Source organism: Qipengyuania aquimaris, assembly GCF_009827445.1.
GTDB classification, from domain to species: domain Bacteria; phylum Pseudomonadota; class Alphaproteobacteria; order Sphingomonadales; family Sphingomonadaceae; genus Qipengyuania; species Qipengyuania aquimaris.
Map to the genome: position 1 here is coordinate 1,512,912 of NZ_WTYI01000001.1, position 26,656 is coordinate 1,539,567.

Annotated in this window: 28 protein-coding genes; 10 read left to right on the plus strand and 18 right to left on the minus strand. The window is 63.8% G+C overall.

Annotated features, from left to right (window positions below; all coding sequences use genetic code 11):
- Positions 1-7 precede the first annotated feature (7 nt).
- The 15 genes from murC to GRI34_RS07465 form a co-directional block, all read right to left on the minus strand.
- The gene (murC, locus tag GRI34_RS07395) at positions 8-1,429 is read right to left on the minus strand and encodes a UDP-N-acetylmuramate--L-alanine ligase (protein WP_160595380.1); all 1,422 of its coding nucleotides are present in this window, start codon (positions 1,427-1,429) and stop codon (positions 8-10) included.
- Positions 1,426-2,622 carry an undecaprenyldiphospho-muramoylpentapeptide beta-N-acetylglucosaminyltransferase gene (murG, locus tag GRI34_RS07400; RefSeq protein ID WP_160595381.1) on the minus strand — a complete coding sequence of 399 codons (1,197 nt, stop codon included), beginning with the start codon at positions 2,620-2,622 and terminating at the stop codon, positions 1,426-1,428. The genes murC and murG overlap by 4 nt, the downstream gene beginning before the upstream one ends.
- A complete protein-coding gene (locus GRI34_RS07405; protein WP_160595382.1) occupies positions 2,619-3,887 on the minus strand; it encodes an FtsW/RodA/SpoVE family cell cycle protein in 1,269 nt (422 codons plus the stop codon). Before GRI34_RS07405 ends, murG begins: the two co-directional genes overlap by 4 nt.
- Positions 3,884-5,197, minus strand: a complete 1,314-nt coding sequence (gene murD, locus GRI34_RS07410) for a UDP-N-acetylmuramoyl-L-alanine--D-glutamate ligase (protein ID WP_160595383.1) — start codon at positions 5,195-5,197, stop codon at positions 3,884-3,886. Before murD ends, GRI34_RS07405 begins: the two co-directional genes overlap by 4 nt.
- Positions 5,194-6,264, minus strand: a complete 1,071-nt coding sequence (gene mraY / locus GRI34_RS07415) for a phospho-N-acetylmuramoyl-pentapeptide-transferase (RefSeq protein ID WP_160595384.1) — start codon at positions 6,262-6,264, stop codon at positions 5,194-5,196. The genes murD and mraY overlap by 4 nt, the downstream gene beginning before the upstream one ends.
- A gap of 18 nt (positions 6,265-6,282) precedes the next feature.
- Entirely contained in the window at positions 6,283-7,749 is a 1,467-nt protein-coding gene (locus tag GRI34_RS07420) for a UDP-N-acetylmuramoyl-tripeptide--D-alanyl-D-alanine ligase (protein WP_160595385.1), read from the minus strand.
- Entirely contained in the window at positions 7,746-9,218 is a 1,473-nt protein-coding gene (locus GRI34_RS07425; RefSeq protein ID WP_160595386.1) for a UDP-N-acetylmuramoyl-L-alanyl-D-glutamate--2,6-diaminopimelate ligase, read from the minus strand. Before GRI34_RS07425 ends, GRI34_RS07420 begins: the two co-directional genes overlap by 4 nt.
- The gene (locus tag GRI34_RS07430) at positions 9,215-10,918 is read right to left on the minus strand and encodes a peptidoglycan D,D-transpeptidase FtsI family protein (protein ID WP_160596439.1); all 1,704 of its coding nucleotides are present in this window, start codon (positions 10,916-10,918) and stop codon (positions 9,215-9,217) included. Before GRI34_RS07430 ends, GRI34_RS07425 begins: the two co-directional genes overlap by 4 nt.
- 41 nt (positions 10,919-10,959) lie before the next feature.
- A complete protein-coding gene (locus GRI34_RS07435; protein WP_160595387.1) occupies positions 10,960-11,472 on the minus strand; it encodes a hypothetical protein in 513 nt (170 codons plus the stop codon).
- A complete protein-coding gene (gene rsmH, locus GRI34_RS07440) occupies positions 11,472-12,410 on the minus strand; it encodes a 16S rRNA (cytosine(1402)-N(4))-methyltransferase RsmH (RefSeq protein WP_160595388.1) in 939 nt (312 codons plus the stop codon). Before rsmH ends, GRI34_RS07435 begins: the two co-directional genes overlap by 1 nt.
- Positions 12,407-12,892 (minus strand): division/cell wall cluster transcriptional repressor MraZ, encoded by a 486-nt coding sequence (locus tag GRI34_RS07445; RefSeq protein ID WP_100259448.1) that lies wholly within the window; start codon positions 12,890-12,892, stop codon positions 12,407-12,409. Before GRI34_RS07445 ends, rsmH begins: the two co-directional genes overlap by 4 nt.
- A gap of 341 nt (positions 12,893-13,233) precedes the next feature.
- Complete coding sequence (locus GRI34_RS07450) at positions 13,234-13,974, minus strand: Gldg family protein (RefSeq protein ID WP_160595389.1); 741 nt, start codon at positions 13,972-13,974, stop codon at positions 13,234-13,236.
- A complete protein-coding gene (locus GRI34_RS07455) occupies positions 13,958-14,329 on the minus strand; it encodes a hypothetical protein (protein ID WP_160595390.1) in 372 nt (123 codons plus the stop codon). The genes GRI34_RS07450 and GRI34_RS07455 overlap by 17 nt, the downstream gene beginning before the upstream one ends.
- A 26-nt stretch (positions 14,330-14,355) precedes the next feature.
- Positions 14,356-15,372 carry a cysteine synthase A gene (locus tag GRI34_RS07460; protein WP_160595391.1) on the minus strand — a complete coding sequence of 339 codons (1,017 nt, stop codon included), beginning with the start codon at positions 15,370-15,372 and terminating at the stop codon, positions 14,356-14,358.
- A gap of 42 nt (positions 15,373-15,414) precedes the next feature.
- A complete protein-coding gene (locus GRI34_RS07465) occupies positions 15,415-15,732 on the minus strand; it encodes a 2Fe-2S iron-sulfur cluster-binding protein (RefSeq protein WP_160595392.1) in 318 nt (105 codons plus the stop codon).
- A gap of 81 nt (positions 15,733-15,813) precedes the next feature.
- Between GRI34_RS07465 and GRI34_RS07470 the strand changes: the two genes are divergently transcribed.
- Genes GRI34_RS07470 through GRI34_RS07480 form a run of 3 tightly spaced genes read left to right on the plus strand, consistent with a single transcriptional unit; the run spans position 15,814 to position 18,310 of the window.
- Complete coding sequence (locus GRI34_RS07470) at positions 15,814-16,431, plus strand: DNA-3-methyladenine glycosylase family protein (RefSeq protein ID WP_160595393.1); 618 nt, start codon at positions 15,814-15,816, stop codon at positions 16,429-16,431.
- A gap of 22 nt (positions 16,432-16,453) precedes the next feature.
- Positions 16,454-17,260: an SDR family oxidoreductase gene (locus GRI34_RS07475; protein ID WP_160595394.1), complete on the plus strand. Its 807-nt coding sequence runs from the start codon at positions 16,454-16,456 to the stop codon at positions 17,258-17,260.
- A 12-nt stretch (positions 17,261-17,272) separates the two neighbouring features.
- A complete protein-coding gene (locus GRI34_RS07480) occupies positions 17,273-18,310 on the plus strand; it encodes an alpha/beta hydrolase (protein WP_160595395.1) in 1,038 nt (345 codons plus the stop codon).
- Here the strand turns inward: GRI34_RS07480 and GRI34_RS07485 are convergent.
- Positions 18,299-18,595 carry a 4a-hydroxytetrahydrobiopterin dehydratase gene (locus GRI34_RS07485; RefSeq protein WP_090480803.1) on the minus strand — a complete coding sequence of 99 codons (297 nt, stop codon included), beginning with the start codon at positions 18,593-18,595 and terminating at the stop codon, positions 18,299-18,301. The genes GRI34_RS07480 and GRI34_RS07485 overlap by 12 nt on opposite strands.
- 54 nt (positions 18,596-18,649) lie before the next feature.
- On the opposite strand from GRI34_RS07485, the gene ccmA reads away from it, so the two are divergent.
- Together ccmA and GRI34_RS07495 are read left to right on the plus strand one after the other, a co-directional pair.
- Positions 18,650-19,231: a heme ABC exporter ATP-binding protein CcmA gene (gene ccmA, locus GRI34_RS07490; protein WP_160595396.1), complete on the plus strand. Its 582-nt coding sequence runs from the start codon at positions 18,650-18,652 to the stop codon at positions 19,229-19,231.
- Entirely contained in the window at positions 19,228-19,887 is a 660-nt protein-coding gene (locus GRI34_RS07495) for a heme exporter protein CcmB (protein WP_160595397.1), read from the plus strand. The genes ccmA and GRI34_RS07495 overlap by 4 nt, the downstream gene beginning before the upstream one ends.
- Before the next feature lie 101 nt (positions 19,888-19,988).
- Here GRI34_RS07495 and map read toward each other — a convergent pair whose 3' ends face one another.
- Positions 19,989-20,819, minus strand: coding sequence for a type I methionyl aminopeptidase (map, locus tag GRI34_RS07500; protein ID WP_160595398.1), 831 nt, complete (start codon positions 20,817-20,819; stop codon positions 19,989-19,991).
- Between the two features lie 41 nt (positions 20,820-20,860).
- A complete protein-coding gene (locus GRI34_RS07505; protein ID WP_160595399.1) occupies positions 20,861-21,694 on the minus strand; it encodes a DUF3298 and DUF4163 domain-containing protein in 834 nt (277 codons plus the stop codon).
- A gap of 44 nt (positions 21,695-21,738) precedes the next feature.
- Between GRI34_RS07505 and GRI34_RS07510 the strand changes: the two genes are divergently transcribed.
- From GRI34_RS07510 to glnA, 5 genes are all read left to right on the plus strand, one after another.
- On the plus strand, positions 21,739-23,127 hold the full coding sequence (locus tag GRI34_RS07510; RefSeq protein ID WP_160595400.1) for a leucyl aminopeptidase family protein: 1,389 nt from the start codon (positions 21,739-21,741) through the stop codon (positions 23,125-23,127).
- 78 nt (positions 23,128-23,205) lie between these two features.
- The gene (locus GRI34_RS07515) at positions 23,206-23,559 is read left to right on the plus strand and encodes a hypothetical protein (RefSeq protein WP_160595401.1); all 354 of its coding nucleotides are present in this window, start codon (positions 23,206-23,208) and stop codon (positions 23,557-23,559) included.
- Entirely contained in the window at positions 23,552-24,487 is a 936-nt protein-coding gene (gene argC, locus GRI34_RS07520) for an N-acetyl-gamma-glutamyl-phosphate reductase (protein WP_160595402.1), read from the plus strand. The genes GRI34_RS07515 and argC overlap by 8 nt, the downstream gene beginning before the upstream one ends.
- A gap of 201 nt (positions 24,488-24,688) precedes the next feature.
- Complete coding sequence (locus GRI34_RS07525) at positions 24,689-25,027, plus strand: P-II family nitrogen regulator (RefSeq protein WP_090481558.1); 339 nt, start codon at positions 24,689-24,691, stop codon at positions 25,025-25,027.
- 59 nt (positions 25,028-25,086) lie between these two features.
- Positions 25,087-26,496 carry a type I glutamate--ammonia ligase gene (gene glnA, locus GRI34_RS07530; RefSeq protein WP_160595403.1) on the plus strand — a complete coding sequence of 470 codons (1,410 nt, stop codon included), beginning with the start codon at positions 25,087-25,089 and terminating at the stop codon, positions 26,494-26,496.
- The last annotated feature ends 160 nt before the right edge of the window (positions 26,497-26,656 follow it).

Sequence of the window (26,656 nt, forward strand, 5' to 3'; positions counted from 1 at the left end):
TGCTGCATCACGCGCCGCGCTCCTCGATGATCGCGTCGGCAAGGCCCGCGGCCCATTTCGTGATGTCGCCTGCGCCGAGGCATACAACGATGTCGCCCTGCTCGATCTCTCCGGCGAGTTTCTGCGCAAGGTCTCCCTGGTCATCGACCGTCGACACGGCGCGGTGGCCGCGCGACTTGATGCCTTCGACCAGAGCGTTGGCATCGACGCCTTCGATCGGGTCTTCACCTGCGGCATAGACCGGCGTGACATAGACGACATCGGCCTCGTTGAAGGCGCTCTGGAAATCGTCCATCAGGTCCTGCAGGCGGGTATAGCGGTGCGGCTGCATGACAGCGATCACCCGGCTCTTCGTCGCTTCGCGCGCTGCGCCCAGCACTGCGCGGATTTCGACCGGGTGATGGCCGTAGTCGTCGATGATCGTGACCTTGCCTTCGCGGCACGGCACTTCGCCGACCTTGGTGAAACGCCGCCGCACGCCGCCGAAGCTGGAAAAGCCGTTGCAGATGACGTCGTCGGGGCAGCCCATCTCGATCGCCACGGCAATCGCGGCGAGCGCGTTCTGAACGTTGTGGCGGCCCGGCATGGGCAGCGTCACGTTCTCGATCCGGCGGTCTTCCTCGCCGCGCTGGCGCACGATCACGTCGAAGCGGTTGCCGCCTTCGTGCGGCTGCACGTTCACGCCGCAGATGTCCGCCTGCAGGCTGAAGCCATAGGTCATCACGCGCCGGTCGCGGACCTTTCCGATGACGGCCTGCACTTCGGGATGGTCGATGCACAGGATCGCCGCGCCGTAGAACGGCACGTTGTGGATGAACTCGACGAAAGCGTCCTTCACGCCGTCGAAATCGCCGTAATGGTCGAGGTGCTCGGGATCGATATTGGTGACCACCGCGATCGTGCCATCGAGGCGCAGGAAGCTGCCGTCACTTTCGTCGGCTTCCACGACCATCCAGTCGCTGTCGCCGAGGCGCGCGTTGGAGCCGTACTGTTCGATGATGCCGCCATTGATGACGGTGGGATCGACATTGCCGGAATCGAGCAGGGCCGCGATCATGCTGGTCGTAGTCGTCTTGCCGTGCGTGCCGGCGACGGCAACCGTCGACTTGAGGCGCATAAGTTCGGCCAGCATTTCCGCGCGGCGCACCACGGGGATGCGGTTTTCCAGCGCGTGGGCGACTTCCGGATTGGTCCGGCGCACGGCAGTGGAGGTGACGACAACGGCCGCGCCTTCCACGTTTTCCTTCTCGTGGCCGATCTTGACGGCAATGCCTTGCGAACGCAGGCGCTCGACCGTCGGGCTTTCGTTGATGTCGGAGCCTTGCACCGTATAGCCGAGGTTGTTCATCACTTCCGCGATGCCCGACATGCCGATGCCGCCGATGCCGACGAAGTGGACTGATCCGATGTCGGTGGGGACACCCTTCATTCCGAGATCTCCCTGCTTGCGCCCTGCCCGGCAGGCGCGCCTTGCGTTGCGCCGCGAGCATTGTTTCCGCCGACACGGATGACGTCCATCATGTCTGCCCCGCCGAAGCTTTCGACGAGGTCGGCGAGGTCTTCGACGGCACGGGGCCGGCCGCAATTCCACGCAGCATGCGCGGCATTGGCGAGGCCCTTGGGATCATCGGCCAGGACGCGGATCTGCTTGGCCAGTTCCTTCGCCTCGAACTTGTCCTGCCGGATCATGCGCGCACCGCCCGTCTTCGCCATTTCGCGGGTGTTGGCGGCCTGGTGGTCGTCGGTCGCGATGGGGAGCGGGATCAAGATGCCCGGACGCCCCACGGCGGTCAGTTCCGCGATGGTCGAGGCGCCTGCGCGCCCGATGAACAGGTGCGCATCGGCAAGGCGCGTGGCCATGTCTTCGAAATAGGTCGCGAGTTCGGCCGGGATACCGTGGCTGCGATAGCGTTCGCGCACGGTGTCGAGGTCTTCTGGGCGGCATTGCTGGGTAACCTGCAGCCGCTCGCGAATGGCGGGGGGCAGCATCGCCAGCCCGTCTGGCACGATTTCCGACAGGACCCGCGCGCCCTGGCTGCCGCCGGTGACCAGCACCCTGAGGAGGCCGTCTTCGCCATAGGAGGGGAACGGCTCGTCGCGCAGGGACAGCACCTCTGCACGCACCGGATTGCCGACAAGGTGGACCTTCTCGCCATGCTTGGGCTTCAGCCGCTGCACATCGGGATAAGCGGTGGCGATAGCCTGCACGCGGCCGGACAAGAGGCGGTTCACCCGGCCAAGCACGGCGTTCTGTTCGTGCAGCACCGTCGGGATTTTCGCCGAGGTGGAGGCAAGCACGGCCGGAAGCGAGGGATAGCCGCCGAAGCCGACGACAGCGCTCGGCTCGAAGCTCTCGAACAGGCGCAGCGCCATCTTGCGGCCTTCCAGCACTGCCTTGGTGCCCTTCACCCATTGCAGCGGGTTTTTGCCGAAACGCCCGGCGGGTAGGACATGGGCGGGCATGAAATCGGGCTTGCCGGGGATTTCCGCCCCGCGCTCGTCTGTGATCAGCGCGACGTGATGGCCCCGCCGGTCGAGTTCTGCGGCCAGCGCGAAGGCCGGCAGCAAGTGCCCTCCGGTGCCCCCAGCGGCCAGCACGTAATGTCGGTTCGATGTCGTCATTGGTAGATATCGCGCGACAGGTGCGATGGTTTCTCGTTCATCCGGTCCGCCTGCCCGAAACCGATGAGGTCGCCAAGCCCCCGGGTAGACCTTTTCAGATAGGGATTGCGCCGCGTGATCGCGATCAGCAGCCCGATGGCAAGGCACACGGCGATGGTGGACGAGCCGCCATAGCTCACCAGCGGCAGCGTCATACCCTTGGACGGGAAGAGTTGGAGGTTCACCAGCATGTTGATGAAGGCCTGCCCCCCGAGCAGCGAGACGAGGCCCGTTCCTGCCAGCAGCGCGAACAGGTCGTCCTCGTCAACCAGCCGCATCAACACGCGTACCACGATGGCGAGGTAGAGCAGCACGATCAGCGCGCAGGCGATCAGGCCGAACTCTTCCCCGATGACGGAGAAGATGTAGTCGGTATGCGCTTCGGGCAGGCTCATCTTGCGAATGCCGAGGCCGTATCCCGCGCCCGTCCAACCGCCGGCCAGCAGGGTGCGGCTGGCAAGGTCGACCTGGTCGAAGGCAGTGCCGCCGCCGAAGAAGGCATCGATACGGTGGCGCGCGTTGTCATAGAGGAAATAGGTCGCGGTGATGCCCGCGATCCCGCCCCCGATGACCGCGCCAAGTCGCTTCACCGGAACGCCCGACAGGATCACCATCACGAACCACACGCCGCCGAACAGGATGGTGCCGCCGAAATTGGGCTGCAGCATCATCAGCGCCGCAATGAGGACCAGCAGCGATGTCGCAATCAGCAACACCGGAAGGTTGGGATCGCGCATGCGCCATGAGAGGATCCACGCCATGGTGATTGCGAAGCCGGGCTTCAGGAATTCCGATGGCTGGAATTGCATGCCAAGATTGATCCAGCGCCGCGCGCCGTTGATCTCCACCCCGATGAAGGGAACGAGGAACAGGAGGCCGATCATTCCCGCTGCCAGCACCACGCCGAGGCGGCGCGCATTCTCGCGGCTGAGCATGGATACGCTCACCAGCACGCCCAGCGCCAGCACCTGCCAAACGACATGACGGTAGAAGAAATAGAGCGGGTCGAGCGTGGTGCTCGACGTGGACAGGCGATCCGCGCTGGCGGGGCTGGCGGCAGCAACCGCGATCGTGCCGAGCGTCATCACCAGCAGGACTAGGCCCAGCAACACGCGGTCGATCTCGCGCCACCAGATCTTGATCTCGCTCCAGCGCGACATCTTGCCGGAGGGAATATGCGCAGGCTTGCGTTTCGCGCCGGGGACGTAGGGCTGCATGGTGCTCATTCCAGCCCCTCCACCAGCGCGCGGAAATGCTCGCCGCGTTTTTCGAAGTCCTGATACTGGTCGAAGCTGGCGCAGGCGGGCGAAAGGAGGACAGTATCGCCATCCTCTGCCCTGTCAGCGGCGGCGCGTACTGCGCGGTCCAGCGTGTCGCACTGCTCCACCGGCACGCGGCCTTCCAGCAGCGCTGCAAAGTCCGGCCCGGCCTTTCCGATGGTGTAGGCGGCCTTCACACGAGGAAGTTCCGTCTCGCATTCGCCCAGCCCCGGCTCCTTGGCGAGCCCGCCCAGGATCCAGTGGATGTTGTCGAATGCTGCAAGCGCGGGGGCAGAGGCAGCGGTGTTCGTGCCCTTGCTGTCGTTTACATAGGCGACGCCCGAGATTTCCGCGACCAGCTCCATGCGGTGCGGGAGGCCGGTGTAGGTCTTTAGTCCTCTCCCAATGTCGTCGTCGGAAACTGCCAGAACATGCGCTACAGCAATCGCGGCTCCCGCATTTGCCAAATTGTGTGGCCCCTGAAGTGTCGGCCAATCGGCTTGCTGCCACGGGTCGAGCGTGTCCATATAGATGGTCCCGTCCACCACTGCCGCCCCAAGTCTGTCGCTGTGACGTTCGAGAATGTTGTCAAATCTGTCGGAACATTGCTGGTGTTCCGTGCTCACTGCAGCGCTTGACGGTGACTGCATCTCGAACAACCGAGCCTTAGCCGCCGCGTACTTCGCAAAATCCCCATCATACCGGTCGAGATGATCCGGCGTGATATTCAGCAGCACCGCCACATCGCAATCGAGCGAATAGGTCAGGTCGATCTGGTAGCTCGACAGTTCCAGCACATAGACCCCGCCATCAGGCAATGGTTCCTGTTCGAGGATCGGCAGACCGATGTTACCGCACATGGTGGTCGGCACGCCGGCTTGCTTTAGGATGTGGTGGACCAGCGCGGTGGTGGTCGATTTGCCATTGGTGCCGGTGATGCCGACGACGCGATGGGGCGGCAAGTCGGCGCGCGCCTGCGCAAACAGTTCGACATCGCCGATCACGGGCACGCCGAAGCTATCGGCATGCGGCTTGATCGGATGCGTGTTGAGCGGGACGCCGGGGCTGACCACTACACCTGCATAGCCGGTCAGGTCCGCCTCCAGCGGGTCACCAATGGCGCAGCGCCCGTTGTAAGGCTCGCGCGCCTCGGCGCGGTCGTCCCACACCAGCACGTCCGCGCCCGCGGCGAGCAAGGCCTCGACCGTCGCCCGGCCGGACCGCGCGAGGCCGAGCACCGCGTATCTCTTGTCCTTCCAGGCAGGTGAAGTGATCATCTGAGCTTGAGCGTTGCCAGCCCCAGGAGTGCGAGCACGATGGCGACGATCCAGAAACGGATGACGACCTTGCTCTCGGACCAGCCGAGCTGCTCGAAATGGTGGTGGATGGGAGCCATACGGAAAACCCGCTTGCCCGTGCGCTTGAACCAGAAGACCTGGATGATGACCGAAAGCGCCTCGAACACGAACAGGCCGCCGACGATTGCCAGCACGACTTCATGGTGCGTTGCCACGGCAATCGCGCCCAGCGCGCCGCCTAGGGCCAGCGAACCCGTGTCGCCCATGAAAACGGCGGCAGGCGGGGCGTTGAACCACAGGAAGGCAAGGCCCGCGCCGATGATCGCCGCACACATGATCGCCAGCTCGCCAGCACCCGCAACATGGGGAATGCCGAGATATTCGGAATAGTCCACGCGGCCCACGAGATAGGCGATGATCGCAAAGGTACCGGCAGCGATAATGACCGGCATGGTGGCAAGCCCGTCCAGCCCGTCGGTAAGGTTCACCGCATTGCCTGCGCCCACGATCACGAAGGCTGCAAAGACGTAGTAGAACGGCCCCAGCTCCACGCCGAAGTCGTTGATGAAGGGGACATAGACGAAGGTGTTGATCTGGCTGACGATGATCCAGCTGGCCGCGCCTGCGACGATGAATTCGAACAACAGGCGGGTGCGGCCCGAAACGCCCTTGTGGCTGGCCTTCGACACTTTGTCGTAATCGTCGAGGAAACCGATCAGGCCGAACCCGCCGGTCACCGCAAGGCAGGCCCAGATGAAGGGGTTGGACAGGTCCATCCACAACATCATCGAAATGAACAGGCTGACGAGGATCATCAGGCCGCCCATGGTCGGCGTGCCGACCTTCGCCAGGTGCGTCTGCGGTCCGTCTTCGCGGATCGGCTGGCCCTTACCCTGGCGCACGCGCAGCATATCGATGAAGCGCGGGCCGATCAGCAAGCCGATCAGCAGCGCGGTAAGCAGCGTCGCGCCGGCCCGCGCCGTCTGGTAGCGGACCAGGTTGAACAGTCCTTCGAAATTGAAATACTCGGCGAGGAGGTAGAGCATCGGGCCGCGCGGGGCCTCCTATTCAGGGCGGGTGAAACGGTCCACGAGCCGGCCGAGCCCGACCGAATTGGAGCCTTTGACCAGCACCGCGTCGCCCGCCACGATGCCGAAATCCTCGAGCAATCCGATCGCCTCGTCGGCAGTCAAGCAATGCTCCCACTCGAGCGGCTTGCCAAGCGAGTTGAGGACGGGTTTCCCCAGTTCGCGGGCCAATGCGCCCATCTCGTCGCCCACCAGCACCGCATAGTCGATATCCGCTGCAATGACGTGCTCTGCCAGCGCGGCATGGAATTTGGGAGCGAAGTCGCCCAACTCCTTCATCGCACCGAGGACGGCGATGCGACGGGTCGAAGGCGTTGTGCCGAGTTGCGCCAGCGTTGCACGCATGCTGGCGGGATTGGCGTTGTAGCTCTCGTCGATCATCAGCGCCTTGCCGCCGGGCGCGTCGATGCCGTGCCGTTCGCCCCGGCCTTTCAGACCGCCCATTTCGGCAAGCGCGAGACCGGCTGCGGCCATATCGCCGCCCGCTGCGCGCACAGCCGCCATGACGGCAAGCGAGTTGGCGACCCAGTGCTCGCCCGGTTCGGCCACGGTGTAGCACAAGCGGCCGGTGTCGAATTCGCAGGTCACGAGGCTGCCGCCATTGGCGCTCGGGATCGCGTCGAGCAGGCGCATATCGGCATGGCGCGCCTTGCCGAAGCTGACGACCTTAGCGCCGACACGCAGGGCGGCGAGCTTGAGCTGTTCGTAATGCTCGCTGTCGGCAGGGATGACTGCCGTGCCGCCCGGTTCAAGGCCGGAAAAGATTTCCGCCTTGGCGTTGGCTATGGCCTTCATGGAACCGAGGTTCTCGATATGCGCCGGAGCGATGGTGGTGATGACGGCGACATGCGGGCGGACCTGCGCGGTCAGACCCTCGATCTCGCCGGCATGGTTCATACCCATCTCGAACACGCCGAAGCGGCTGCGCGCACCCATTCGCGCGAGGCTGAGCGGGACGCCGACATGGTTGTTGTAGCTGCGGGTCGAACGATGCGCCGCACCGCGGCTGGCACGTTCCAGCGCGGCGAAGATCGCTTCCTTCACGCCGGTCTTGCCGACCGATCCGGTAACACCAATGATCCGCGCCTCGGTCCGGCTGCGCGCCGCGCGGGCGAGTGCCGCGAGAGCTTCTGTCGTGTCTTCGACGATTACATGCGGATAGTCGACCGCGCGATCCACGATGGCGGCTGCCGCGCCGCTTTCGAAAGCCTTGTCGATGAAACGATGTCCGTCCATCGCTTCGCCCTTCAGGGCTACAAAGAGGTCTCCGTGCACTACATCACGGCTGTCCATCTCTACACCGGAAACCTGGAAATCGCAGCTTGCCGTGCCGCCCGTAACCTCTGCTATCGTATTGGAATCCCACAGGGTAAGCGGCAGGCGATCGCGCGGATCGCTCGTCCATTCGACATAGGCGGGGTGGCGCAGGATAGCCGCGCTCATGCGTCACCTCTGGCGATGGCAGCCGCACATTCGCGGGCGACTTCCACGTCGTCGAAGGGAAGGACCTTCATGTTTTCTCCCGATCCGATGATCTGACCCGTTTCATGACCCTTGCCCGCGACAAGCACGATGTCGTCGGGTCCGGCTTCTGCAATGGCGGCATGTATTGCTTCGCGACGCCCGCCTATTTCTCTGGCTTCGGGCGCGCCTTCAAGCACGGCGCGGCGGATATCCGCAGGATCCTCGCCGCGCGGGTTGTCATCCGTGACGATAACCACATCGCTCGCCTTGGCCGCCGCTTCGCCCATGGGCTTGCGCTTGCCGTGATCGCGGTCGCCGCCGGCACCGAAAACGGTGATGAGCCGCCCGCCGACATGGGGGCGGAGGGCAGCGATGGCTGCCTCGATAGCGTCGGGCGTATGGGCATAATCGATATAGACCGGCGCTCCGGTGGGCGCGATGGCCGCCCGCTCAAGCCGTCCGCGAACCGGTTGGAGCCGGGCGACACCGTCCCACACGCGGCTCGCATCGATGCCCGTTGCAAGCGCGAGCCCCGCAGCGGTCAGGGCGTTCGACACCTGGTAGGCACCGATCAGCGGAAGGTTGATCGTGCGCTCGGTCCCTTCGTGCGAGACCTTGAGGGTCTGGCCGAGCTGCGTGGGCTGGCGGTCGATCAGGCAGATATCCTCGCCCTTCTCGCCCACAGTCATTACATTGAGGCCGCGGCCCCTGGCATGGTCGACCACGCGCGCATTCCATTCGCTGCCGTCGAGCCAGACAACCGCTGTCGCTCCGTCCGACACCACTTCGTCGAACAGCCGCATCTTGGCCGCGAAGTAGTCTTCCATATCCTTGTGATAGTCGAGATGGTCGCGGCTGAAATTCGTGAACGCCGCCGCTTCGACCGGAACGCCCTCGTTGCGCGATTGCGACAGGCCGTGGCTCGACGCCTCGTAGGCGACATGCGTGACGCCCTCGCGAGCGAGGCCGCTCATGTTCGACAGGAAGGTCACGATATCGGGCGTGGTCAGGCCGGTCGACACGCTCTCGTCCGGGGTCGTCACGCCGAGTGTACCGATGCTGGCCGCACGCTCGCCCGCCATGCGCCAGATCTGGCGCGTCATCTCGACGGTCGAGGTCTTTCCGTTCGTGCCCGTTACCGCGACGATATGTTCCGGCACCGGCGTGAAGAAACGCGCACCGAGCTTGGCGAAATCCTTGCGGGGTTCCTGGCTCGCGATGTGGATTGCGCCTTCCACCTTGGCCTCTGGCCGAGCAACGACGGCGATTGCGCCAGCTTCGATCGCGGCGGGAATAAAGTCCTCTCCATTGACCACACTGCCCTGGAAGGCACCGAACACCGTGCCGGGCGCGACCTTGCGGTTGTCGATGGCGAAACCGGTGACATTGGCGCTGCCGTCACCCGGACAGGCGATGCCCGCTTTTTCGCAAAGCTTGTCGAGCCTCATTCCATGGCTCCCGGGATAAGCGGCTTGATGGCGGAGATATCGATGTCGCGCGTGTCATCAGGACGCACGCCAATCAGCGGACCAATGCGAGGCACAAGGCGGCCTACGATGGGCGCCGCGTTCCATGCCGCCGTACGCTGGTAGGAACTGGCGAGCGTGCCGCGCGGTTCGTCGAGCATGGCGATCACGACATAGCGCGGGCGGTCCATCGGGAAGGCCGCTGCAAAGGTCGAAACCAGCGCGGTCCGGCGATAGCCCGCCTTGCCGCCGGGCTTTTCCGCCGAACCTGTCTTGCCGCCGACGCGATAGCCCGGAGCGTCTGCATTGCGGCCCGTCCCATATATTGCAGTCGCGCGCATCATCTGGCGCATACGGCTGGAAGTTGAAGCCTTGAAAACGCGGCGACCCTTGGGCGCTTCGCCCGCACCGAGTTTGTGCAGGGTCGCGGGACGCCAGACGCCACCGTTGACCATCGCTGCATAGGCGCTTGCGAGGTGAAGCGGCGTAACCGCGATACCGTGTCCGTAGCTGACCGTCATGCTGCGCAGGCGCGGCCAGTTCTCGCCCGGCCAGATGGGGAAACCCTTGGCCGGCAATTCGATATGCGGGCGCTCGTTCATGCCCATATCTATCATGTAGCGGCGCAGGCGTTCCGGGCCGAGTTCATCGGCAATCCGCGCGGTCGTGGTGTTCGAGGAATGGATGAGTGTTTCGACCACGTTGAGGTCCGGCCCCATCGCGTGGCTGTCCTTGATCGAGAACCTGCCGACCTTCACCGGCGATGCGTCGTAGCGTTTGCCCAGATCGCGCACGACACCGGCATCGATCGCGGCTGCGACAGACAACGGCTTGAAGGTCGAACCCAGCTCGTAAACCTGGTTGGTCACGCGGTTGAACATCAGCGCCTGGCCATCCTTGTCGATCTTGTTCGGATCGAATTCGGGAAGCGATGCCAGCGCGAGGACTTCGCCCGTATCCACGTCGAGCACGATGCCCGCCCCGCCCTGCGCCTGCGTCAGCTTCATGCCGCGGCGCAGTTCATCTTCGAGGGCGCCCTGAACGCGAACGTCGATCGAGAGGGCGATGGGCGTTCCGCGCGTATCGGGGTTGCTCAGGTGTTCATCGAGTACCTGCTCCATGCCGACGCGGCCGCTGCCATCGGCGGCGACATAGCCCAGCACGTGGGCTGCCATCTTGCCCTGCGGGTAGTGGCGGTCTTCTTCCATCGGAATTTCGAGAGCAAGCTCGCCGATTTCCTGCACCCGGTTTGCTTCTTCGGGCAGCAGGCGGCGACGCAGGTAGCCTTGCGTACCTGATGCGAGTTGCCGCGCGACCTTGGCCTGATCGAGATCAGGGAAAATCTCGCCCAGTTTCGCGGCGACTTCATCGGGCGTGCGAACCAGCGGTTCGCCATCTTGGCCAAGCGCCTTGGGATTGAACCACAGGGCATAGGCCGGGAAGGCACGCGCCATCGGCACGCCGTTACGGTCGGTGATTTCTCCGCGCGGGGGAAGCAGTGCGTCGGCGAGCGTAGTCGCCCGCGCCTCGGCGCCGTTCATCCCGAGGTACGAGATGCGCATCACGGCGACTACTGCCAGGAATGCAAATGCCGCCACGATCCACAGTACGCGCCAGCGCGCCAGGTCGAGCGAGCGTTCACGCAGGGTAACCAGTTGGACCCGGCCGCTTGCGACGGCCATGCTGACTGCGCCCGGTCCGCCATTGATGGCGGAAAAAGCGTTCACCGCGCCACCTCTGCCGACGCAAGGGAAGCGTTGCCCGGCTCTGCCAGTCGCTGGGCGAGCGATGTGGCGAGACCCCGAGCAGGCGTGGTGCTGGCGACGGCGGGAGGTTGTTCCTCCTCGCCGAGCCAGTCCCCGAAGAGGCTCTCTTCGCCTTCACCCTGGCTGACAGGGCGCAGCATCGCGACACGAATGGGCTGCGGGGCGTCGTGACCGCGCGGCGTTCCCAGCACGGCCAGTTGGCGCTCCTGCTCGACATACTGGTCGGCACGGGGCGCGGAGTAACCGAATTCGACCTGGTTCCAGGCCGCCAGCTGGTGCTGGCTGGCACGCGTCTGGAATTCGGTTTCGAGCATGAGCTTGGAGCGTTCGGCAGCGATGATCTGACGCTCAACCAGGCGCACGTCGCTCTTCACCGCATTCACCTTGAAGGTGAGCGCAAGCAAGGCGGCGAGACAGGCGCCAAGCGCAAGGAGCCAGCCGATCTGGCGGAGGCGGGATGAGCGCACCATTATGCGGCCTCCCTTGCCGGGGTGGCGGTACGCGTGGCGTGACGCAGGACCGAAGACCGGGCGCGCGGATTGCGTTCCAGCTCCGCCTTGCCGGGCTTGATCGCCTTGCTGACTTTCGAAAAAACCGGATCGTCCTGCGTCACCATTGGGACATGACGCGAGGCACTCGGGGTTGAGGAGGCCTCGCGAAGGTAACGCTTGACGATCCGGTCTTCGAGGCTGTGGAAGCTGACCACCGCAAGGCGGCCCCCTTCGCGCAGCAGGTGTTCGGCAGCCGACAGCCCTTGGGACAGTTCGTCGAGTTCGCCGTTCACGTGAATTCTGATGGCCTGGAATGTGCGGGTTGCCGGGTCTTTCTTGTCATGCGGCTTGTGACCCAGCGCCTTGCGCACGACGCGCGCCAGTTCTCCGGTCGTTTCCAGCGGACGCGCAGCGACGATCGCACGCGCCACGCGGCGCGACTGGCGCTCTTCGCCGTACTGGTAGATGACGTCCGCGATCGTGCTTTCGTCTGCCGAATTGAGGAAGTCGGCGGCGCTTTCCCCGTCCTGGCTCATCCGCATGTCGAGCGGCCCGTCGGACGAGAACGCGAAACCGCGCTCGGCCTGGTCGAGCTGCATCGAGGAGACGCCGATATCCATGACGACACCATCGACCTTGGCGACGCCTGCCGACGTCATGACGCCGAGCATTTCGGAGAAGCGATGCGGGTGAAGAATTAGGCGGGGCGGAGTTTGCTCCGTCTCCCGCCATGTGCGACCCGAAGCGATTGCGTCGGGATCTCTGTCGAAAGCGTGCACGGTCGCGCCGCGCTCCAGCAGCGCGCGCGTATAGCCGCCTGCGCCGAAGGTCGCGTCGATGATGACAACGCCGGGCTGCGGATCGAGCGCTTCGATCACTTCGTCGAGGAGGACGGGAATGTGGGGCGCGCCGCTCATTTGCCCTTCGCCTTCGCGTCGGCAAGGAAGCTTTCGCAAGCGGCTTTCGCGCCGGCCCAGTCATCGCCCATCTTGGCGAGTTCGGCGGGGTTCCACAGCGTGAAGAAGCGTCCACCGCCCTGAAAGTAGAGCCCGTCCTCGATCTTGCCGAGGGCGCGCAAATGTTCGGGCATCACGAAGCGACCGCTGTCGTCGAAGGGCATTTCGAGGAAGCCGAAAAGCTGGCTGGCGCGCGTATCGCGGTCGAATTCCTTGCCGAGACGCACGGCCAGTTCTTCTTCGCGGTCGAGCTGTGCGTTGAGTTCTTCCTTGCGGGACAGGCCGAAGCCGACGAGGCAGTTCCAGCTGGTGTGCTTCATCAGGCACAGGACACGGCCGTCGCTCGATTCCTTCAAGGCCTTGCGGAAGATCGGCGGAAGCACAAAGCGGCCCTTGTCGCCAGCAGGCGAGTAGGCTTGTCCGCTATACCCTCCGAATTGCAACGCCTTGTCCCCGGCTCGTGTTCAAATCCCCCTCGGACACATCCTCCCCGTCCGCCCGAGCGCGTGCTCGACCGGCTCGCCAACCCGATTGGGAGGGCGCGCAAAGACACTGGCTGTCCGATGTGAGAAAGATTTATCGCGGGAGACGCGGGGATGGAAGGGAAAATTGCGGGATTTTACGGGATAAACCTGCAATTATCTGATTTCTATGGATTAATTTCTCTTCACAGCAGCTGCTATTCTTACCATCATCCTAACGCAAGTGCCGGTTTTATACGGGGAATCGCCATCCGGCCCGTGTTTTCCCGAGCTCCTTCCCGTGAAATCCCGCCGGATATCCCTCAGTTGAGTCGCTTGAGCAGCCCGGACAATGCGGCCCGCCGCTGCGCATCGCCACTTTCCGTGTCGAGCACGGCGGCATCCGCGACCAGCAACACCCGGCCAGACCCTATCGCGCAGTCCGCAACAAGCGCATCAGAAGACAGACTGCAGCGCGCATCCTCTCCCCCATCGCCAGGCGCGAAACGGCCTGCCAGCTGAACGGGAAAATCGCCGTCCGGCCCTGCGACTATTCGTTCATCCTGGCTCTGCGTGTCGTCGAATTCGAGCGTCAGCCCCCAGCGCGCCAGGATCGGTGAAACCAGCACGACATCGAATGGGCGACGCGGATCGCCGAGGGCGAATTCGGAATGCTGGGTAAGAAACGGATCGGCGAACACCAGCGCCCTGCCCCCGCCTCGCACCCATTCGTCGAGCGCTAAGTTTTCGGACGGCGCCAATGCCCGCGGTTGTGCGATGACAAGCCGGTCGAGACCGTCGATCGCATCTTTTTCAAGCGTGTCGAGAGGCGTCAGATCGTATCGCTCTTCGAGCAGGGAGCGTACCCAGCTCGGCTCTTGCGAATTGCTTTCCAGCATGGAGGCAATGTCCTGCCCTTCCGCCCAGTAGATCGGGAGGGAGGTAAACAGGCCCACCGGTTCTTTTTCGATGTCCGACCCGCCGCGCGCCTCTTCCTCGCTGGCCGCGCAGCCTGCGAGCAATAGGAAAGCCGAAAGGAGAGCCGCCTTATTCAGCAGGGACATTCGGATCGCCGATACCCTGCTCGGGAACCACGGCAGGGCTCTGCGTGCTCGAAGGTACGGGCTCGGCAGGCAAATCGGGCACCACACCGGCTTCGACCAGGGGGTCTGCCTGCGTGGGCTCAGCGCTTGGTTCGGTGGTGGCGGCAGCCTGCGGTACTGAGGACGCGTCGACTTCGCGCGCGCGATCCTGCACTAGGCTCGCCAATCCGACGAGCAGGACCATGAGGACTACGCCGGCAATCCCGATCTGCAGGCGATGGACCGCCTGGGCTCGCGAACCGCCCAGCGGTGCTTCAGGCAGACCGCCAATCTGCGGCTTGCTGGAAGAAAGATCGAAATAGCGCGGCATTTTCATGATTCTGCGCTCCTTCGAGCCTGCCGTCAATCGGAAGCCTTCAACCAGTCGAATACCGGCAGGCCTTTCGCCTCCAGCCAATCGGCGTTGTACAGGCTGGAAAGGTAGCGAAAGCCGGTGTCGCAAAGGATTGTGACAACTTTCGGACTTTCGCGCCCTTCCGCGACGAGCTGTTTCCCGAGCGCGACCGCGCCTGCGACATTGATGCCGCTGGAAAGGCCGAGGCACAGACCTTCCTCGCGCAGCAGGCGCGCCACCCAGTCGAGACCTTCCTCGTCGGAGACGCGAAACTGCGTGTCGATAGGTGCGCCTTCGAGATTGCCCGTGATCCGGCCCTGCCCGATCCCTTCGGCCACCGAAGACCCTTCGGCCTTCAATTCACCGTTGGCATAATAGCTGTAAAGCGCCGCGCCGTGCGGATCGGTCAGCGCGATGACGACGTTCTCGTCGAATTCCTTAAGGCCCATGCCCACGCCAGCAATTGTGCCGCCGGTGCCTGCCGCGCAGGTGAAGCCATCGACTTTGCCGCCGGTCTGCTCCCAGATTTCCTTGGCCGTGCCCTCGATATGGGCCTTGCGGTTTGCGGTATTGTCGAACTGGTTCGCCCAGACCGCGCCTTCGGTTTCCTCTGCCAGGCGGCGCGAGGTGTGGACGAAGTGGTTGCTGTCGGCGAATTTCGTCGGCGGGACAGTGACCAGCTCGGCGCCGAGCGCGCGCAGAGTGTCCATCTTTTCCTTCGACTGGTTGTCCGGCATCACGATGATCGTGCGATAGCCCAGAGCGTTGGCCACCAGCGCGATGCCGATACCCGTGTTGCCAGCTGTGCCTTCGACCACGCAGCCACCGGGTTTCAGCTCGCCACGCGCCTCTGCATCGCGGATGATGTAGAGCGCGGCCCGGTCCTTTACCGAGGCGCCCGGATTGGCGAATTCGCACTTGCCGTAGATGTCGCAGCCGGCTTCCGCGCTCGGCCCTTCTAGGCGGACGAGCGGCGTGTTTCCGATCAGGTCGAGCGTGTGCTCGCGAATGGGAATTTGTGTCATGCTGCGTGAGGTAGGCGCGGGCGCGCTACCTCGCAAACAACATCAATCTTCAGGGGCGATAGTAACCTTCAACCCGTCCAGTTCGCCGGTGAAGGGGATCTGGCATGACAAGCGCGAAGTCTCGGCGCGGTGCTCGGTCGATTCCAGGAGGTCGTCCTCGTCCTCGCTCATTTCCGGAAGCTTGTCCTGGAAGGCGGGATCGACATGAACGTGGCAAGTCGCACACGAACAGCAGCCGCCGCACAATGCCAGCAATTCGTCGAAGCCGTTGTCGCGAATGGCTTCCATGACGGTCAGGCCGTCCTCGACTTCGATCTCGCTCGTCTCGCCTTCGCGGGTGGTGACGATCAGCTTGGGCATCGATTGCGTATCCTTGTTGCCTCGCCCGCCAAACGGGCCCTATGCGTTGCGCTGCTATTCAATAGGGAGCGGAAGCGCAAGGTGGGCCTAACCAATTCGCAATTGCGCGAGCATCTGGATGCCGTGGCCAGCAAAGATGCGGTTGTGGCAGCGGCAATCGAACGTTGCGGCTATCCCGAAGAGCGCATCCGTCCGACCGGGTATCGCACCCTGCTGCGCACGATTGTGGGCCAGCAGGTCAGCGTCGCAGCCGCAGCCTCGGTGTGGAACAAGCTGGAGACGGAACTCGGCGAGGACATGGCGGCGCGCGAATTGCTCGACCGCGACTTCGATACCTTGAGGGCGTGCGGTCTTTCACGCCAGAAACAGGGTTATGCGAGGTCTCTGTGCGAACTCGTCGAGAGTGGGGAACTCGACCTGGAGAGCCTCCCGCAGGACGACGAGGAAGCCATCGCCGAACTCGTCCGGATCAAGGGCATCGGGCGCTGGTCGGCCGAGATCTACCTTCTATTCGCAGAAGGACGGCAGGACATCTGGCCCGCAGGCGACCTGGCGGTCCAGGAAGCGGTGGGACGCCTCCTTGGCTTGCCGGAGCGACCAAGCGAGAAACACACCCGCGAATTGGGCGAGCAATGGCGTCCCTATCGCGGAGCCATGGCCATTTTCACGTGGCACACCTACAACAATGCCGCGCTCTGACGGGCGCGCGAGGGAGAGAGACATGAGCGAACGCAAAGCGATTTTCATCACGGGTGGCGGATCCGGCATCGGCCGCGCGATCGCTCTGAAATTCGCGGATGAAGGTTGGTTTGTCGGCCTTGGCGATATCGACCAGGCGGGCATGGACGAAACGCTCGCCCTGATCGAAAACGGCTTCACCTTCGCCCACAAGTTCGACGTCCGCGAACGCGAGGCATGGGACCACGCACTCGACGGCTTTGCCACCGCCAGCGGCGGCCGGATCGACGTGCTGGCGAACAACGCAGGCATCCCGCTGGGCGGATCGCTGATGGAAAACTCGACAGCCGAGATCGAGCGCTGCCTCGACATCAACCTGAAAGGCGTCCTTTTCGGCGCGCAGGCGGCCTATCCGCATCTCAAGAAGACCGCGCCTGGATCGTGCCTGCTCAACACCGCGAGCGCTGCCGGGATCTACGGCACGCCCGGCGCAAGCGTCTATTCCGCGACCAAGTTCGGCGTGCGGGCAATTACCGAAAGCCTCGATGGCGAATGGGCGGAAGACGGGATCAACGTCCGCTCGATCATGCCGAGTTTCATCGACACGCCGCTGCTCGATCATACGCCCAATGCGCAGAGCAACGAGGGCATTCGCCAGCGCGTGAAGGATGCAGGGCTCGAGATCACTCCGGTGGTCGAGGTTGCGCAGGCAGCATGGGACGCTGTTCACGGCGACAAACTGCACACGACCGTCGGCAAGACGGCAAAGCGTATCGCTTTCGGATCGCGCTGGATGCCCGGCCGCGTGCGCAAACAGACACGCCAGTCGGCCCGCCCTCTCGGCCAGTAAGGACCCACAATCATGCGAGTTATCCTGTCGCTGGCAGCGCTGCTGCTTGCCGCGCCCCTTAGCGCCCAGCTCACCGAGGCCGAGCCCTATATCCTCGGCCAGACCTACACGCTCGAAAGCGCGATACTGAAAGAAGGCACGCGCAAGATAACGGTTCGCCTGCCGGCCGAGTACGAAGCCGAGCCGGAGCGCGCCTTTCCCGTCGTTTACCTCCTCGATGGCGGGCCGGAGCAGGACTTCGCCCATATCGCCGGCATCGCGCAGAGCCGCGAGATGAACTACTCGTTCGAGCCTTTCATCCTGGTGGGCATCCAGAGCGTGAATCGCAGGCACGAACTTTCGCCGCCCGCCGCCGATCCCGCGCCATATGAAGAGGCCTTGAGGGCCACCCCCGGTGGTTCGGCGGACTACCGTCGCTTCCTGAAGGAAGAACTCAAGCCGATGGTCGAGGCGCAGTTCCGCACCGATGGCCGCGATGCAATCATGGGAGAATCGCTCGCCGCGCTGTTTGTGGTGGAAACGCTGCTCGAAGAGCCGGCGCTGTTCGACGACTACATCGCCATTTCGCCAAGCATGTGGTGGGAAAAGATGAAGTATGGCCGCGAAGCCGGTGGCTACCTTGAGAACATGGGCTCCGGTGCAAAACGGCTTTATCTTTCTACGGCCAACGAAGGGGACTGGCACCGCGAGGGGACCGAGCACTTGATTGCCGCTTTACGGCTGCATGCTCCCGAAAACCTGACATGGACCTTCGTCGATGCTGGCGAAAGCGAGACCCACGGAACGCTCTATCACCCGATGGCCCTCGACGCTTTCCGCGCCCTCTACGGCACACCCAGCCGCGAGTATCGCAGCTATCCGCTCATCGGCGGCCCGGACGTCAGGGAGCGCAGTGCTGAGGAAAATGCGCTTCTCGAGCAGGAATGCATGCGCGAAAACAGCATCGCGATGACGCCAGGCACGGCAGAGCGGGCGCGCGAGGCGATCTATTACCGCTGCTTGTTGCTCGAGCTCGGCCCGACGCCGCGCGAAGGCAATCTAGGCGAGTAGCGCGTCGATCTTGCGGGCCATCTTCACGTCGCGCAGGCTCAATCCGCCTGCGTCGTGCGTGGTCAGCGTGATCTCCACGCGGTTGTAGACGTTGAACCATTCGGGATGGTGGTCGCGCGTCTCCGCGATCATCGCGACGCGGGTCATGAATGCAAAGGCCTTGGAAAAGTCGTCAAATTCGAACTTGCGCTCGATCGCGTCGCCGTCGCGGGCCAGCGACCAGTCAGGCAATGCCCGCAGCCAGCTGTCACGTTCTTCCTGGGTGAGCTGTTCGACGGAACCCATTTGCGAATCTCTCCTGCTTGTCGCTGGCAGCGCTTTTGCCTATCGCTCCCGCCCATGCAAGCGCGCCTAGCAGCATCCGACCTCGCCTGCCGCCGCGGCGAGCGGCTGCTGTTCCGCGCGCTGTCCTTCGAGGCCGCGTCAGGTAGCGCCATCCACATCGCTGGCGCAAACGGGATCGGCAAGTCGAGCCTGATCCGCATCCTCGCCGGATTGCTGCGCCCCTTCGCCGGAACCGTGGAAAGCGATGGCGCAATGGGCCTGGTCGACGAGCGGCTGGCGCTCGACCAGAACCTGCCGCTGGGCAAGGCGCTCGCTTTTTACGAGAAACTCGACGGGTGCCGCGATCCGGGTCGGGCGCTCGACCTGCTGCAGCTGCGACCATTGATGGATGTGCCCGTCCGTTACCTGTCGACCGGTCAGAAAAAGCGTGCGGCCCTTGCCCGCCTGCTCAATCGCAATTGTCCGATCTGGCTGCTGGACGAGCCGCTGAACGGCCTTGACGCGCAGGCGGCGGCAAGCATGGAAGCGCTGGTAGCGCTGCATTGCGGCGGCGGGGGCATTGCGGTGGTGGCCTCGCACCAGTCGATGGCCCTGCCCGACGTAAAAACCATCGACCTCGCCGAGTACGCGGCATGAGCGCTCTCGCAACTCTCCTTCGGCGCGATCTGGGCCTGTTGCTGCCAGGTGGTCGCGGCGGAGCGGGCGTCCTTCCGCTCCTGTTCTTCCTTGCCGTCGCCATGCTTTACCCGTTTGCCGTTGGCCCCGATGCACAATTGCTGGCCCGTACCGGTGGCGGCGTCATCTGGGTGGCAGCCCTGCTGGCTGCGATCCTTCCGCTGGAAAAGCTGGTGTCGGGCGATCTGGAAGCCGGTGTTTTCGACCAGCTCGCCCTGCGCGGCGTTGCCGAGGAATGGGCCATGCTGTCGCGCCTTGTCGCGCACTGGCTGGCCTTTGCGCCGCTGCTGCTGGTCGCAACCCTGCCTGCAGCCGCGCTGCTGGGACTGTCGGGAGAGACCACGCGCACCGTGCTGCTGGGCCTGCTGGCCGGGACGCCCGGCCTCGCGGCAGTCGGCCTTGCGGTCGCAGCCCTGACTGCCAGCCTAAGGGGAGGCGCTGCGCTGGCCGGACTGATGGTCATCCCGCTGGCAGTGCCGATCCTGATTTTCGGCGCGGGCACGCTGGCCCGCCCGGACCCGAGCGGCCTGTTGCTGACGGCAGCAATCAGTCTTGGGCTATGTGCGCTCGCCCCGCTGGCGGCAGGTGCCGCAATCAAGGCAGCGCGCGAAAGCTGACGGGACCTACGACACGCAGTGTCGCAAGGGCGACCGCCCGCCCGAGCCTTTGCGAGGTAGCCAAGCAGTGCGGACGCACTGCGCCCGGCGACTGAGGGCGCTTACGAGTAAGGCGGCTTGTGGAGGCCCTTGGGGCTTTCGGTAAAGATCTCCACCCCGTTTTCGGTAATCCCGATCGAATGTTCGAACTGCGCCGACAGCGACTTGTCGCGCGTTACCGCGGTCCAGCCGTCACGCAGCAGCTTCGCATGCGGGCGGCCGAGATTGATCATCGGTTCGATGGTGAAGAACATGCCGGGCTTGAGTTCCGGACCCGTGCCCATGCGGCCGGTGTGGATCACCTCGGGCGCATCGTGGAACAGGCGGCCAAGGCCATGACCGCAGAACTCCTGCACCACGCCATAGCGGAACTGGCGCGCATGCGTTTCGATGACAGCGCCGATATCGCCCAGCCGCGCGCCGGGCTTCGAAGCGGCCTCGATGCCGAGCATGAGGCATTCATACGTCACATCGACCAGCTTTCGTGCCTTGAGCGGCACATCGCCAACGAAGAACATCCGGCTGGTATCGCCGTGCCAGCCGTCGAGCAGCGGGGTCACGTCGACATTGACAATGTCGCCATCCTTGAGCGCCTTTTCGCTCGGGATACCGTGGCAGATCACGTGGTTGATCGAGGTGCAGCAGCTATGCGCATAACCGCGATAGCCCATGGTCGCAGGCACCGCGCCGCCGTCGAGCGTCATCTTGCGCACGAGGTCGTCGATCTCGCCGGTGGTGACGCCGGGCTTCACGAAACCGGTCAATTCGTCGAGGATTTCCGCGGCCAGCCGTCCGGCCTTGCGCATGCCCTCGAAGCCTTCCGCTCCGTGCAGCTTGATCGTGCCGTCACGATAGACGGTCTGGTCGCTCTCGATTACCTGATATTCGGTCATGCGCGCCCATGTAGCGATCATGCGCGCAAATTGCGAGACCGTCAGTTGCGGACGCGAAACGCTGCGGCATAGGCCGGCTTCACTGCGTCGAGCACCGATGCGGTGACGGGAAAGTCGAGCTCGTAGCTGCCTTCGGCGTATGGACCCGCGACGTAGGGGCCGAAATAGATACCGATGCGGTCGAAATGCTTCCCGTCGGACGAGCCGATGAAGATGCTGGCTTCATCGAGCCCCGGGCAATCCTCGAATATCGCATCGCTTTGCGGATCGACCGGGCTGCCGCGGCGTTCTTCGCGTTCTTTGTTGAGGGTCGCGCACAGCTTCGCGCCGAGCGCGTTCTCAAGGGCTACTGCGGATTCGAACAGGTCTGCACCTGAGACCCCCACCTCCTTCGCGCGGTCCCAGACCAGCGAGGTGCGGCCGGACATTCCGTGTGCGCCGCCGGTATAGAGGTACATATCGCGGGTCAGGCTGAGCCAGCCGGGAATGTCGGCAGCGACCTTCCATGTGACTTCATAGCCCCGGCCCACGCAGCTCACGCAATCCTCGCCGGCGAAATCGGCCAGCGAGCGCTCCCACTCTGCCTTTTGCTTGGCCAGCGCTTCGTCACGCTCGCTGCGCAGGATTTTTTCCAGCGCAGGGATTGCGGACACTTCAGCAGGCCAGCTGTAAGCGAATTCGCGAACGGCGTCCCCGTCGCGCGCATCGTCTTCGAAGGTCACCTCGGCGGGCCCGGCGTCACTGGCCGACGCGGGATCGGCGCTGGCACTTGCCGTAGCCACAGGCGCATCGTCCTGGACCTCGGTAAAGGCGGGCGATTGCGTACAAGCAGCACTCGACAGGGCGAGTGAAATCAGGAACAGGCGGTGTCGCATCTCATTTCCATGCCCGAGATCAAATTAGTACGGGGTGAATACCAATGGCCGAAACCGCAGCTCTCATCCAGTCCGACCAGGGCCAGGACGCAACGCTTATCCACCTTGTTAACAAGGACGGGTTCGAAAATTGGGCAAAAAAACTGTCGGCAGGCCAGCGCGAGGCCCTGAAGGCGCAGAAATTCGATGGCGGCGGCTACCAGGCCGCGATCGTGCCCGATGGTGACGGGTGGTTTGCCGTCGGTGGCGTTGCCAACCCCGACGAGCTTTCAAGCTGGTGCATGGCCAAGCTGGCCGAGGTCCTGCCGGAAGGCACCTACCGCCGCGCCGAGGGAGAGCCCGGGCCTGCCATGCATGGCTGGCAGACGGCGCAATATACGTTCGAACGCTACAAGAAGCCGGAAAACCCGACCGGGCCGCGCATCCTCCTGACCAAACAGGCGGGCCGTATTGACGGCGCGATCGCGGAAGCGAAAGCCGTGTGCCTCGTGCGCGACCTGGTCAACACGCCTGCCGAAGACATGGGACCAGCCTCGCTCGAAGCGCAGGCGGAAAAGCTCGCCAAGACCCATGGCGCCGAGCTTAAGGTCGTCCGCGGCGATGCGCTGGAACAGGATTATCCCATGGTCCACGCAGTCGGCCGCGCTGCCGAACGCAAGCACGCACCGCGCCTCATTCATCTCACCTGGGGCAAGGCAAGCGATCCGGTGCTGGCCGTCGTCGGTAAGGGCGTCTGCTTCGATAGCGGCGGTCTCGACGTGAAGAGCGCAGCCGGAATGAAGCTGATGAAGAAGGACATGGGCGGCGCCGCCCACGCGCTGGCCCTCGGCGGATTGATCATGGGCGGCAAGCTGCCCGTTCGCCTGCACCTGCTGGTGCCCGCAGTCGAAAATGCCATTGCAGGCAATGCCTTCCGTCCCGGCGACGTGCTGTCGTCCCGCAAGGGACTAACCGTGGAAATCGGCAATACCGATGCCGAAGGCCGCCTGATTCTGGGTGATGCCCTGACGCGGGCGAGCGAGGAGGACCCCGACCTGATCCTCGATTTCGCGACGCTGACAGGCGCGGCGCGCGTTGCTCTCGGCCCCGATTACCCGGCCCTCATGACCCGCCGCGACGAGACGGCAGACGCGCTGATCGAAGCCGGACGGGGCGTCGACGACGAGCCATGGAGGCTGCCGCTTCCCGATGCCTACAAGGAATGGCTGGCATCCGACATAGCCGATACGAACAACGCGCACGGCAATGCCTTTGCAGGCGCCAGTGTCGCTGGCCTTTTCCTCGACAAGTTCGTGGGCGAAGGACTGGACTGGGCCCATTTCGATACCTTCGCGTGGCGACCCGCTGCCAAGCCCGGACGCCCCAAGGGCGGCGATGCCTATGGCCTGCGCGCTGCGTGGCACATGCTCAAAGCGCGCTATACGGGGACATGACCGGCGCATGTCTTGCGAGAACGGGCGCGCGCGGCTAAGCGCCCGAGCTTGTAACAAATATCAAGCCAGACAGGTTTCGTGAGCGAAGACGCACAGTATTCCCTGCCGGACGGTATCGTCGGACTGAAAGGTCCGGTGGATCGGCCTGCGCCCGGCACCCTGCCGCTCAGAGGCGACCTGGCGCATGTCGCGCTGGCAGGACGCTATCTGGCAGCGCATTATGTCGTTCCCGTGAAACGTGCGATCGGTGCCAGTGACGCCGTGCTGAAACTGGCCATGCGCGACGACGCTGACAATGGTTCTACGCTCGCCGCAAACCGCGAAATAGAACTGCTCGACGTGGCCGGCGACTGGGCCTGGATCACCGAAGGACCGGAAGGTCCGAGCGGGTATGTCCGCATGAACGCCCTCGCCCCCGACACCGGTGCATAGGGTCTTCATCGACGGCGCTGCCGGGACCACCGGCCTGGAGATCGCCGCGCGTCTCGAAGGTCGCAGCGAATTCGATCTGATCACGCTTGGCGACGACAAACGCAAAGACGCCAATGCACGGCGTGAAGCACTGAACGAGGCTGATGTTGCGATCCTGTGCCTGCCGGACGATGCCGCGCGCGAAGCGGTGGGCCTCATCGATCCGGCTGGCGGCACCCGCGTCATCGACGCGTCCAGCGCGCATCGCACCGCCGAGGGCTGGTGTTACGGTTTCCCCGAACTCGTCGGCCGCGAGCGCGTTGCCGATGCGCGGCGGGTCAGCAATCCCGGTTGCTATCCGACCGGCTTCCTCGCGCTAGTCGCCCCGCTCGTGAAGCAGGGCCTGCTGCCTGCCGACTGGCCCTACGCCATCAACGCGACGAGCGGATATTCCGGCGGCGGCAAGGCCATGATCGCGCAGTTCGAAGAGGAAGGCGCGCCTGCCTTGCAGAGCTATGGCTATTCCATGGCGCACAAGCATCGTCCCGAAATGAAAGCCCATGCCGGGCTAAAGCACGGAGTGATCTTCGCACCGTCCGTGGTCCCCGCCTACCGCGGCATGATCGTGGAAGTGCCCCTGCACCTCGGCGCAATGGAAGGCGATCCCACAGCCGACGCGCTGCGCGAGGCACTGCGCGAATTCTATGCCGACAGCGCGGTCGTCTCGGTGCGCGAGAGCGCCGGCGTCGACAAGCTCGTCCTGGAAAAGGATGCCACGCCATCGGATGCGATGGAGTTGTTCGTCTTCGGCAATGAAGGTGGCTGGCACGCACGTCTCGTGGCGCGGCTGGACAACCTCGGCAAAGGTGCCAGCGGCGCCGCCGTGCAGAACCTGAACCTGCTGTGCGGCCTTCCTGAAACGGCGGGCCTGGCTCTTCCATCTGCCTAAAAATTAGGCAGCGCCAGACTGCGCATTGGGCAGCCAAACCCTGTTATTGAAGAAACGCCCTTCGCGGGAGGACGCAATTGCGTGATTCCGTTGGTCGCCGCTCCCCATCGCCAGCTTGGCACGATTCTTGGAACACCGCGCGCAGAGGCGCATTCGTTTACCGAGGGCGCACTCACACAAGCAGGCGGGAATCGGATAGACGTGAAAAAGATCGAAGCGATCATCAAACCCTTCAAGCTCGATGAGGTGAAGGAAGCGCTGCACGAAATCGGCGTGTCCGGCATCACCGTGACCGAAGCCAAGGGTTTCGGCCGCCAGAAAGGCCACACCGAACTCTATCGCGGCGCCGAATACGTCGTCGATTTCCTGCCCAAGGTGAAACTCGAGGTGATCGTTTCCAGCGATATCGCCGAACGCACCGTCGAAGCCATCGCCGCAGCCGCCCAGACCGGACGCATCGGCGACGGCAAGATCTTCGTCTCCGCCATCGAAAGCGCGCTGCGCATCCGCACCGGCGAAAAAGACGAAGACGCAATCTGAATTTCAAACCGGCCCAACTGCCGGAACCAACACGAACTACCCCTACTGGAGGCAATCTAATGGCAAATGCGAAGGACGTCCTGAAGCGTATCAAGGACGAGGAAATCGAATGGGTCGACCTGCGCTTCACGGACCCGAAGGGCAAATGGCAGCACCTCACCATGGTCGCCAAGACCCTCGACGAAGACCAGCTTGAAGACGGCCTCATGTTCGACGGTTCCTCGATCGCCGGCTGGAAGGTCATCAACGAAAGCGACATGATCCTGAAACCCGACCTCGAACGCGTCTATGTCGACCCGTTCAGCGCCGAACCGATGCTGATCATGTTCTGCGATATCGTTGAGCCGTCGACCGGCGACTGGTACGCCCGCGACCCGCGCACGACTGCCAAGCGCGCCGAGAACTATCTCAAGTCGACCGGTATCGGTGACACCATCTACGTCGGTCCCGAAGCCGAATTCTTCATGTTCGACGATGTGCGTTTCGAAGACGGCTATGCCGGTTCGGGCTACGCGATCGACGACATCGAGCTGCCGACCAATAGCGGCAAGGAATACGAGAGCGGCAACCTCGCGCACCGTCCGCGCGCCAAGGGCGGTTACTTCCCCGTCGCTCCGGTCGACAGCGCCGTCGACATCCGCGGCGAAATGGTCTCGACCATGATCGAAATGGGCCTCAACTGCGACAAGCACCACCATGAAGTGGCCGCAGCGCAGCACGAGCTCGGCCTCACCTTCGGCACGCTCGTCGAAACCGCCGACCAGATGCAGATCTACAAGTATGTCGTGCACCAGGTCGCGCATATCTACGGCAAGACAGCGACTTTCATGCCCAAGCCCATCAAGGACGATAACGGCAGCGGTATGCACACGCACATGTCGATCTGGGACGGCGGCAAGCCGACCTTCGCAGGCAACCAGTACGGCGGCCTGTCAGAAGACTGCCTCTATTACATCGGCGGCGTCATCAAGCACGCCAAGGCGTTGAACGCCTTCACCAACCCGACAACCAACAGCTACAAGCGCCTGGTCCCGGGCTTCGAAGCGCCGGTCCTGCTGGCCTATTCGGCACGCAACCGTTCGGCATCCTGCCGCATTCCCTATGGCACGGGCGACAAGGCGAAGCGCGTCGAATTCCGCTTCCCCGACGCGATGGCGAACCCCTACCTTGCCTATGCAGCCCTGCTCATGGCCGGTCTCGACGGGATCACCAACAAGATCCACCCGGGTGAAGCGATGGACAAGAACCTGTACGACCTGCCGCCGGCGGAACTGGCTGAAGTGCCGACCGTCTGCGGATCCTTGCGCGAAGCTCTGGAAGCGCTTGAGGCCGATCACGACTTCCTGCTCAAGGGCGAAGTGTTCACCAAGGACCAGATCGAAGCTTACACCGAACTCAAGTGGGAAGAGGTGCTCCGCGTCGAAACCACGCCGTGCCCGGCCGAGTTCGACATGTATTACAGCGCCTGATCACAAGACACGAAACCGTACATAAGCGCTTAATCAATAACGGTTATAGCGTCCCGATCACCGAGTGGGCGTCCGGAGCAATCCGGGCGCCCTTTTTTGCATTTCTGGAAATGCCTTTGCGACCACGACGCTGCAACTCAGAGTTTTCCTACTGAACCCA

Bases quoted from the DNA above. Each gene is read 5' to 3' on its own strand.
- glnA (WP_160595403.1), top strand. From the start codon at position 25,087: ATGGCAAATGCGAAGGACGTCCTGAAGCGTATCAAGGACGAGGAAATC.
- murG (WP_160595381.1), bottom strand. From the start codon at position 2,622: ATGACGACATCGAACCGACATTACGTGCTGGCCGCTGGGGGCACCGGA.
- ccmA (WP_160595396.1), top strand. From the start codon at position 18,650: ATGCAAGCGCGCCTAGCAGCATCCGACCTCGCCTGCCGCCGCGGCGAG.
- GRI34_RS07420 (WP_160595385.1), bottom strand. From the start codon at position 7,749: ATGAGCGCGGCTATCCTGCGCCACCCCGCCTATGTCGAATGGACGAGC.
- GRI34_RS07485 (WP_090480803.1), bottom strand. From the start codon at position 18,595: ATGGGTTCCGTCGAACAGCTCACCCAGGAAGAACGTGACAGCTGGCTG.
- GRI34_RS07435 (WP_160595387.1), bottom strand. From the start codon at position 11,472: ATGGTGCGCTCATCCCGCCTCCGCCAGATCGGCTGGCTCCTTGCGCTT.
- GRI34_RS07455 (WP_160595390.1), bottom strand. From the start codon at position 14,329: ATGAAAATGCCGCGCTATTTCGATCTTTCTTCCAGCAAGCCGCAGATT.
- GRI34_RS07450 (WP_160595389.1), bottom strand. From the start codon at position 13,974: ATGTCCCTGCTGAATAAGGCGGCTCTCCTTTCGGCTTTCCTATTGCTC.
- GRI34_RS07505 (WP_160595399.1), bottom strand. From the start codon at position 21,694: ATGCGACACCGCCTGTTCCTGATTTCACTCGCCCTGTCGAGTGCTGCT.
- GRI34_RS07405 (WP_160595382.1), bottom strand. From the start codon at position 3,887: ATGAGCACCATGCAGCCCTACGTCCCCGGCGCGAAACGCAAGCCTGCG.
- map (WP_160595398.1), bottom strand. From the start codon at position 20,819: ATGACCGAATATCAGGTAATCGAGAGCGACCAGACCGTCTATCGTGAC.
- GRI34_RS07510 (WP_160595400.1), top strand. From the start codon at position 21,739: ATGGCCGAAACCGCAGCTCTCATCCAGTCCGACCAGGGCCAGGACGCA.
- murD (WP_160595383.1), bottom strand. From the start codon at position 5,197: ATGATCACTTCACCTGCCTGGAAGGACAAGAGATACGCGGTGCTCGGC.
- GRI34_RS07430 (WP_160596439.1), bottom strand. From the start codon at position 10,918: ATGGCCGTCGCAAGCGGCCGGGTCCAACTGGTTACCCTGCGTGAACGC.
- GRI34_RS07495 (WP_160595397.1), top strand. From the start codon at position 19,228: ATGAGCGCTCTCGCAACTCTCCTTCGGCGCGATCTGGGCCTGTTGCTG.
- GRI34_RS07465 (WP_160595392.1), bottom strand. From the start codon at position 15,732: ATGCCCAAGCTGATCGTCACCACCCGCGAAGGCGAGACGAGCGAGATC.
- GRI34_RS07475 (WP_160595394.1), top strand. From the start codon at position 16,454: ATGAGCGAACGCAAAGCGATTTTCATCACGGGTGGCGGATCCGGCATC.
- murC (WP_160595380.1), bottom strand. From the start codon at position 1,429: ATGAAGGGTGTCCCCACCGACATCGGATCAGTCCACTTCGTCGGCATC.
- GRI34_RS07460 (WP_160595391.1), bottom strand. From the start codon at position 15,372: ATGACACAAATTCCCATTCGCGAGCACACGCTCGACCTGATCGGAAAC.
- rsmH (WP_160595388.1), bottom strand. From the start codon at position 12,410: ATGAGCGGCGCGCCCCACATTCCCGTCCTCCTCGACGAAGTGATCGAA.
- GRI34_RS07480 (WP_160595395.1), top strand. From the start codon at position 17,273: ATGCGAGTTATCCTGTCGCTGGCAGCGCTGCTGCTTGCCGCGCCCCTT.
- GRI34_RS07425 (WP_160595386.1), bottom strand. From the start codon at position 9,218: ATGAGGCTCGACAAGCTTTGCGAAAAAGCGGGCATCGCCTGTCCGGGT.
- mraY (WP_160595384.1), bottom strand. From the start codon at position 6,264: ATGCTCTACCTCCTCGCCGAGTATTTCAATTTCGAAGGACTGTTCAAC.